The organism is Stenotrophomonas sp. WED208 (genome assembly GCF_040984485.1).
GTDB lineage: Bacteria > Pseudomonadota > Gammaproteobacteria > Xanthomonadales > Xanthomonadaceae > Stenotrophomonas > Stenotrophomonas riyadhensis.
Window position 1 is genome coordinate 1,008,182 of the sequence record NZ_JAZARB010000001.1, and the last position, 7,467, is coordinate 1,015,648.

Genomic DNA, 7,467 nt, shown 5'->3' on the forward strand with positions numbered 1-7,467 from the left:
GTCAATAGGCATTCTCACGCAGCCAGGCGTGCACGCTGCGTATGTCGGGCAGCGCGAATACCGCTTTGCTGGGTTCCCGTTCGCCCACCAGCACGCTCCAGCCATGCTGGCTGTTGGCGGCGTCGAAGCCGAACTCATCGGTGAGGTCGTCGCCGAGGAACACCGGCAGGCGGCCGCGGAACGGCAGGTACTGCATCATCCGCCGCACGGCGCGGCCCTTGTCGGTGCCAACCGGCACGAATTCGACCACATGGTCGCCGGGCTGCAGGCGGTAGCTGGCACGGCCGCGCACATGGCGGTCGGCGAAGGCGCGGACATCACTCGCCGCGTGCGGCGCGCCTCGCCAATGCAGGGCCAGGCCGACGCCCTTGTCTTCCACCAGCACGCCGGGATGGCCGTGGGCGAAGCGCATCGCCTGCTGGTGCAGCGCGTGCAGCCACTCGGCGGTGTCGTCGTCGTGTTCGTCGCGCAGTACACAACCATCCTGGCCACGCAGTTCATGGCCGTGCAGGCCGGCGGCAGGCAATTGCAGGGGAGCGAACAGTTGATCCAGCTGTTCAAGCGGGCGACCACTGACCAGTGCCACGGCACCTTCCAGGCGGTCGCTGATGCGGCCGATGGCTTCACGCACATCCGGCAGCAGCTGCACGGCATCCGGGCGTGCAGCGAATTCGATCAGAGTGCCGTCGACATCGAGGAATAACGCACAGGCGTCATCCAGCAATGGCGGTGGCGGACGCAGGGGGAGCGGTTCAGCCATGACGCCCAGCTTGCCAGCGTGGGCGTGTACGTGGGGTCGAGGGCAGGCTACGAATCAGGGTAGTGCCGGCCGCTGGCCGGCAACCTCAGGGTGCATCCATGGACCGTGACGTTGCCGGCCAGCGGCCGGCACTACCGTACGGGTGAATCAGAACGTGTAGCGGACACGGCCGTAGTAATACGCGCCGTTGCTGCCGATCGGCGACAGTACGTCGTACGGCAGATTGCCGAAGTAGTGGATATCGCTGTTGGATCGATCCGGATAGTTGTCGGTCAGGTTCTGCCCGCCGATGGCCACGCTCCACTGCGGCGTGATGCGGTACTCGACTTCCGCATCCAGCTGCCACTCGGCCTGGTAGGTCTGGCGCGGGATGTAGCCATCACCAAAGTTGAACACGCGTGTGGCGCTGCCATAGCGGTTCACGCGGGTGCTCAGCGACCAGTGGTCGTTGCTCCATGCGGCCGAGAAGCTGCCGCGCGTGCGCGGCGTGGCATCGGTAAGGGTGTTGGTTTCTTCGATACCGAACAGTACGTAGTCCGGGTTCAGCGCACGCAGCTGTGCCGGCGTGGCCAGCACGTTCTTCAGCGTGGTCTTGGTGTAGGCATAGGTGCCGGTCAGCAGCAGCTGGCCATCGCCCAGCGACTGGCGCCAGTTGCTGACCAGCTCGGCGCCGCGGGTGCGGGTATCGGCGGCATTGACGAAGAAGCTGGCGCTCTGCAGGCCGCTGACGCCGTAGTTGGCGGCCACGTAGTCGGTCAGTGCATCGCCAGTGATGCTCTCCGACAGCGCGATGCGGTCATCGATGTCGATCTGGAAGAAGTCCAGCGACAGGTCGAAGTGCTCGCCAATGCGGCTGGTGAAGCCCAGCGAGGTATTGATCGACTTTTCCGGCTTCAGGTTCTGCGCACCCAGGCCACGTGAGATCGGATTGTTGACCGACAACAGGCGGCCCTGCACCAGCTGGCCGCCAGCGTTGTAGCCGGTTGAAGTGGATTCGTAGCCGATCTGTGCCAGCGACGGCGCACGGAAGTTGTTGGAGATGGCGCCGCGCAACGCGAACGCCGGGGTGAACTCATAGCGCAGGCCGAGTTTGCCGGTCAGTTCACCGCCGAAGTCGTCGTTGTGCTCGTAGCGCGCGGCCAGATCGGTGGAGAACTTCTCGCCGAACTGGCTGGACAGGCTGGCGTAGGCGCTGGCCACATCGCGCGACAGGCGCGCCGCATCCTGCGGGGTCAGGCCGCCACCGGCCTGCGAGCCGGTCGGGCGATCGGTGTAGGGGCCGGCGGCGTAACTGGCCGGGTCGCCGGGACGGGTCTGGTAGCGCTCGTGGCGTGCTTCCACGCCCAGGCCCAGGGTGTGGCTGATGCTGTCGCTCTGGGTGAACACACGACTCAGGTCGAGGTTGCCCACGGTCTGTGCGTATTCGTAGTCGGCGGTCTTGAAGCGGGTCGGGCTGGTCGGGCCCAGCGACGCGTTGAGCGAATCACGCAGGCGGTAGGTGAAGTCGTTCTGGCCGTAATCCAGGCTGCCGTCGTAGCTCCACTCGCCCCACTGGCCGCGCACGCCGGCCACCGCCTGCACGTCGCGGTTCTCGCCTTCGGAGATCGGCCGGTAACCGTTCGGATACACCTGCTTCCAGTTGGCATCGCCATCGGGATAGCGGAAGTAGTTCGCGCCTTCGGTATCACGCTGGTTGAAGGTGCCGAACGCGTAGAACGTCGACGTCTGGCCCACCGGAATCTCGGTATTCAGCCACAGGTTGATGTCCTTGCTCTTGCCATCGCCCAGCACGTAGTTGCGCTTGCCCTGCAGCGCCAGGTTGCCCGGGGTCTGGTCCCACGGCGGAATCTGGTCGAAGCCGGCGCGGTTGGTGCCGTTGCGGTGCTTGTATTCCAGGCCGACGCGCAGGAAGCCGCCGTCCTCGCCCAGCGAGGTGCCGACCTTGGCGCTGATGTTGCCGGTCTGGCCGTCGGTGAGGGTGCGGCCGATCGGCTTGAGGTCGGTGTGGTTGGCACCGTAGCTGGCCTCGATCTCACCGCCGTCGCCGCCGTTGTCGAGGATCACGTTGATCACGCCGGCCACCGCATCCGAGCCATACAGCGCGCCGGCGCCATCACGCAGCACTTCGATGCGCTTGATCGCGCTGACCGGGATCGAATTGAAGTCGACCGGCGTGGTGCCCTTGCCGATCTTGCTGTCGGTGTTGACCAGCGCGGTGTGGTGGCGACGCTTGCCATTGACCAGTACCAGCACCTGGTCCGGCGACAGGCCACGCAGCTGAGCGGCGCGCACGTGGTCGGCGCCGCCGGAGTTGGACTGGCGCGGGAAATTGAACGATGGCAGCAGCGCCTGCAGCGCGCTGCCCAGTTCCCCGTTGACCACGCCGGCCTTGCGGATGTCCTCGGCGGTCAGCACATCCACTGGCGAGGTGGATTCGAGCACCGTGCGGTCAGCCGCACGGGTGCCGGTGACGATCACGGTGTCGAGGTTGGTGGCGTCCTGGGCCAGGGCCGGGACGGCGGCGGAGGAAAGCGCGAGGGCGATGGCGAGGCCGAGCGGCGACGCGGGCAGGCGGACGGACATGGGGGCTCCAGCAACTACGACGACGGGGAAGGGGGAGATGGTTTCACTTACATCCATCCGGATGAAGCGATATATTATCTTCGCGTGATGACCGGTGCCGATGCAAGCCCCTGCCGGTCCGGCATGAGCTGATGCCCTGTTGGCATCAGCACGCCGGGCCAGTGGCGCTGTACGCTGCCGGCTCGCCTTGTCCCCCTTCCCCGGAGCTGTACCGATGAAACACCTTGGCCTCGTCTTCGCCGTGCTGCTGGCCACCAGTGGCTGCGCCAGCCTGTCCTCGCAGGCGCCCAGCGCCTATGCCACGGCCACCACCGCCGAACTGAAGGGTGATGCCGCACGCCCGTCCGCCGGCCACGGCTGGGTGCGCAGCGAGCTGTACTTCGGCGTGGGCGAAGAGCAGGGGGCCGGCAACCGCCCGCAGGCCGACACCATCAGCGAGACGCAGTGGCGCACCTTCCTGGACAAGGAAGTGACCCCGCGCTTCCCGGATGGCCTGACCGTATTCGATGCCTACGGCCAGTGGCTGTTCCGCGGTGATGCCTCGCCCAACCGCCTGCGCACCAAGGTGCTGGTGGTGCTGCACGAGGACACCCCGCAGCGCCGTGCTGATATCGAAGCGATCCGCCTGGCGTGGAAGCAGCAGACCAAGCATCAATCGGTGCTGTGGTCGCGGCAGCCGGTCGAGGTATCGTTCTGAGCTGAAGGTGCCACCGCGGTGCCGCAGGAGCGATGATGAACTACAGGGAATGCCTGCTGGGCCTGGTATTGGCAGGTGTGCTGGCACCGTCGGCGCAGGCACGTGAGGACGACAGCGAAACGCTGCGGTTCCAAGTGGCCGCGCATGTGCAGGCGCATGCCGATCCGCAGCAGGACGGCAGCATCGCGGTGCAGCTGTCACCGTCGGGCAAGCGCCAGACGCTGGCGGGTGCGGCGGACGCCGATGGCAATTCGCGCTGGTCGCTGGAAGACGTCGATTTCGATGGCTACCCGGAACTGGTTGCGCGTGCCTCGGTGGGCATGGTCAACGAAGCGGTGGCGGTGTACCGCTTCGATCCCGCCAGTGCCGGGTTCCGCGCGCTGCAGGCGGACACCCATGGCAAGGACAGCTGCGGTGACCTGATGGGGTTGAGCGTGGATGCTGCCACTCGAACCCTGACCAGCAGCTGCCGCAGTGGCCCGATGTGGTACGCCGACCAGTACCGGTTCTCGGGCGCGACGCTCTACCTCTACCGCAGCGAGAGTGTGCTGATGCTGGGCGACACGGTGAACGCCGCGTTGCAATGGGAACAGACCGACGAGCAGGGTCCGCTGGCGGTCTGGCGCACCAATGATCCCACCGGTCGCGTGCTGGAGACCGCCATCGCCGATGGCCTGGGCGCACCGCCCGACGGGCCGCTACGTGGCCAGCAGGCCACCGTGGTGCCAGCGCGGTTGTTCCTGTTCGATCGGCCCGGCGCATCCAGCACCAAACGCTACCTGGTGCAGGGCGACCACGTGGAGATGCTGGATGAACAGGACGGCTGGGTGAAGCTGCGGTTTCTCAATCCAAAAAGCGGCGCGGTGGTGGGCTGGATCAACGTCAGCGATTGAAGAAAAAAGGGGACGGAGGGAATTAAGTCGTTTGCGGCACATACGACTTAATTCCCTCCGTCCCCTTTTTTTGCGGAAGCATCACTTCATCAGGTCTAGCCTCGGATGTTCCCCCGTTCGAGGATGTATCCGATGAGCAAGCGCGTGGCCGAAATCGTGGTGGACGCCCTACAGCAGGCCGGTGTCCGCCGTTGCTACGGCATCGTGGGCGATACGCTCAACCATGTGACCGATGCGATGCATGGCAGTGACATCGCCTGGGTGCACGTACGGCATGAGGAAGTGGCCGCATTCGCCGCCGGTGCCGATTCGCTGGTAAGTGGCGAGCTGACCGCCTGTGCCGGTTCGTGCGGGCCAGGCAGCCTGCATTTCATCAATGGCGTGTTCGAGAGCAACCGCAACCGCGCGCCGATGGTGCTGATCGCCAGCCAGGTGGTGACCAGTGAGCTGGGCATGGAATTCCCGCAGGAAGTGGACTTCAAGGCGGTGTACGCCAGTTGTTCGGTGTTCTGCGAGCAGGTGCACAGTGCCGAACAGGCGCGACGTGTGGTCACGCTGGCCTGCCAGGCGGCGATCAGCCGCCGTGGCGTGGCGGTGGTGATCCTGCCCGCCGATATCAGCCAGGCCGAGGTGAAGCACGATGTGCCGTTCTCCGTGCATTACACCCAACCGGTGCTGCGCCCGTCGGAGGCCGAGCTGCAGCGCATCGCTGAACTGTTGGGGCAGGGCAAGCGCATTGGTGTCTACGCTGGTGCTGGTTGCCAGGGCGCACACACGCAGCTGCTGGAACTGGCCCGGCGCCTGCAGGCCCCGATCGCGCACACCTCGCGTGCCAAGGACTTCGTCGAGCCGGACAACCCGTACAACATGGGCATGACCGGCATCTTCGGCATCGAATCCGGCTTCCACACGCTGATGGAATGCGACACGCTGCTGCTGCTCGGCGCCGACTTCGCCTGGGGCCAGTTCTACCCCGACAAGGCGACTATCATCCAGGTCGACCGCGATGGCAGTCATCTCGGCCGCCGCCATCCGGTGAGCCTCGGCGTGGTCGGCGATATCGCACCGACGCTGGACGCCTTGCTGCCGATGTTGCCGCCGCGCGAGGACAGCAGCTTCCTGGACGAATGCGTCGAGCGCCGTGACAAGGCGCTGAAGAAGCGCGAGCAGGAAGAACAGCCGGGCGAAGGTGAGTTGATCCACCCGCAGCACCTGACCGCGCTGCTGTCGAAACATGCCACCGATGATGCGCTGTTCACTGCCGACGGTGGCTCGCCGATGGTGTGGGTGTTGCGCCACATCCGCGTCAACGGACGCCGCCGCACGCTGACCAGCCTGCTGCACGGCACGATGGCCAATGCGATGCCACAGGCACTGGGCCTGCAGAAGGCGTTCCCGGGCCGGCAGGTGATCTCGCTGTCCGGCGATGGCGGCCTGGCGATGCTGCTGGGCGACCTGCTGACCGCAGTGCAGGAAAACCTGCCGATCAAGGTGGTGGTGTTCAACAACGGCTCGCTGAACTTCGTCGAGCTGGAGCAGAAGGTGGAAGGCCTGCTGGACAACTACACCGACCTGAAGAACCCGGACTTCGGCCGCCTGGCCGAGGTGATCGGCTTCCATGGCCGCACGGTCACCCGCAGCGAGGACCTGGAGGAGGCGGTGCAGGACTTCCTGGCGCAGCGCGGCCCGGCGCTGCTGGATGTGCATACCAGCCGCGCTGAACTGGTGATGCCGCCGCAGATCGAGGCCAAGCAGGTGGCTGGTACCGCGCTGTATGCGGCCAAGGCGGTGTTGAACGGCCGCTTCGATGATGTGAAGCATCTGCTGGTGGACAACTTCCTGAAGAAGTAGGGGGTTGGTCGATGCAGGGCTGCGCCCTGCACCCGCCGAAACCACGGCAACCGCCGAAGCAAGGTCAAAAGCAGGTTTGGCGTGGGTAGGCGAGGTGGATCCGGTTGCGGGGGACGCCGTAAACCCCCAGACCGGCCCAGCCGCTGGCGGCTGTGCGTTCGGGCGCTTGCGAAGCAGTGCTTCGCAAGCAAAGCGCCCTCACCCCTGGGGGCTTGGCCGCGGCATCCATGCCGCGGACACCCCCGCAACCGGACCCACCCCGCCTTCGACAGTTTCCTGCGATCTGTCGGAACGGCATATTGCACTGGTGGGTGTCGACCTTGGTCGACACGGTGGATCCACGCCATATGTGGATAACGGAAGAACGATCGAAATGATCTTCTGTAGGGCCGAGCCATGCTCGGCTCAGCGCGAAGCGACCCGCTTTTGCTTTTGATCTTTCGATTTTTTGATTCTCTTCCGTGGCTGGCACGCGCAGGAAACTGTCAGGGGCCGGTCGGGATGGGCTGCGCAGGACCGTTGGCGCCATGGATGGCGCCATCGAGCCCCCAGGGATGGGTTGCGGTGGTCTAATCAACTTGGACACTCGATAGGATCAATCTCAAGCATCGAGGTAGACCCATGGCAAAACAGATCACTCAGGGCATGAGGGATGAGGCGGTTCGCCTTGTCGTTGTAGAGGG

5 protein-coding genes are annotated in these 7,467 nt (G+C 65.4%); 3 read left to right on the top strand and 2 right to left on the bottom strand.

The window, feature by feature from the left end; all coding sequences use genetic code 11:
- Position 1: 1 nt before the first annotated feature.
- Both otsB and VPH47_RS04465 read right to left on the bottom strand, forming a co-directional pair.
- Positions 2-760 (bottom strand): trehalose-phosphatase, encoded by a 759-nt coding sequence (otsB, locus tag VPH47_RS04460; protein WP_368850214.1) that lies wholly within the window; start codon positions 758-760, stop codon positions 2-4.
- 147 nt (positions 761-907) lie between these two features.
- Positions 908-3,343: a TonB-dependent receptor plug domain-containing protein gene (locus VPH47_RS04465; protein WP_368850215.1), complete on the bottom strand. Its 2,436-nt coding sequence runs from the start codon at positions 3,341-3,343 to the stop codon at positions 908-910.
- Positions 3,344-3,557: 214 nt separating this feature from the next.
- On the opposite strand from VPH47_RS04465, the gene VPH47_RS04470 reads away from it, so the two are divergent.
- The 3 genes from VPH47_RS04470 to VPH47_RS04480 all read left to right on the top strand — a co-directional run bounded on the left by VPH47_RS04470 (position 3,558) and on the right by VPH47_RS04480 (position 6,784).
- Positions 3,558-4,040, top strand: a complete 483-nt coding sequence (locus tag VPH47_RS04470; protein ID WP_075676432.1) for a DUF3574 domain-containing protein — start codon at positions 3,558-3,560, stop codon at positions 4,038-4,040.
- Between the two features lie 35 nt (positions 4,041-4,075).
- Positions 4,076-4,933 (top strand): SH3 domain-containing protein, encoded by an 858-nt coding sequence (locus tag VPH47_RS04475; protein ID WP_368850216.1) that lies wholly within the window; start codon positions 4,076-4,078, stop codon positions 4,931-4,933.
- A 132-nt stretch (positions 4,934-5,065) separates the two neighbouring features.
- Positions 5,066-6,784, top strand: coding sequence for a thiamine pyrophosphate-dependent enzyme (locus VPH47_RS04480; protein ID WP_164162043.1), 1,719 nt, complete (start codon positions 5,066-5,068; stop codon positions 6,782-6,784).
- Positions 6,785-7,467 lie beyond the last annotated feature (683 nt).

What these genes read in the sequence shown, in the direction of transcription:
- otsB (WP_368850214.1), bottom strand. Translation starts at nt 760, where the DNA reads ATGGCTGAACCGCTCCCCCTGCGTCCGCCACCGCCATTGCTGGATGAC.
- VPH47_RS04465 (WP_368850215.1), bottom strand. Translation starts at nt 3,343, where the DNA reads ATGTCCGTCCGCCTGCCCGCGTCGCCGCTCGGCCTCGCCATCGCCCTC.
- VPH47_RS04470 (WP_075676432.1), top strand. Translation starts at nt 3,558, where the DNA reads ATGAAACACCTTGGCCTCGTCTTCGCCGTGCTGCTGGCCACCAGTGGC.
- VPH47_RS04475 (WP_368850216.1), top strand. Translation starts at nt 4,076, where the DNA reads ATGAACTACAGGGAATGCCTGCTGGGCCTGGTATTGGCAGGTGTGCTG.
- VPH47_RS04480 (WP_164162043.1), top strand. Translation starts at nt 5,066, where the DNA reads ATGAGCAAGCGCGTGGCCGAAATCGTGGTGGACGCCCTACAGCAGGCC.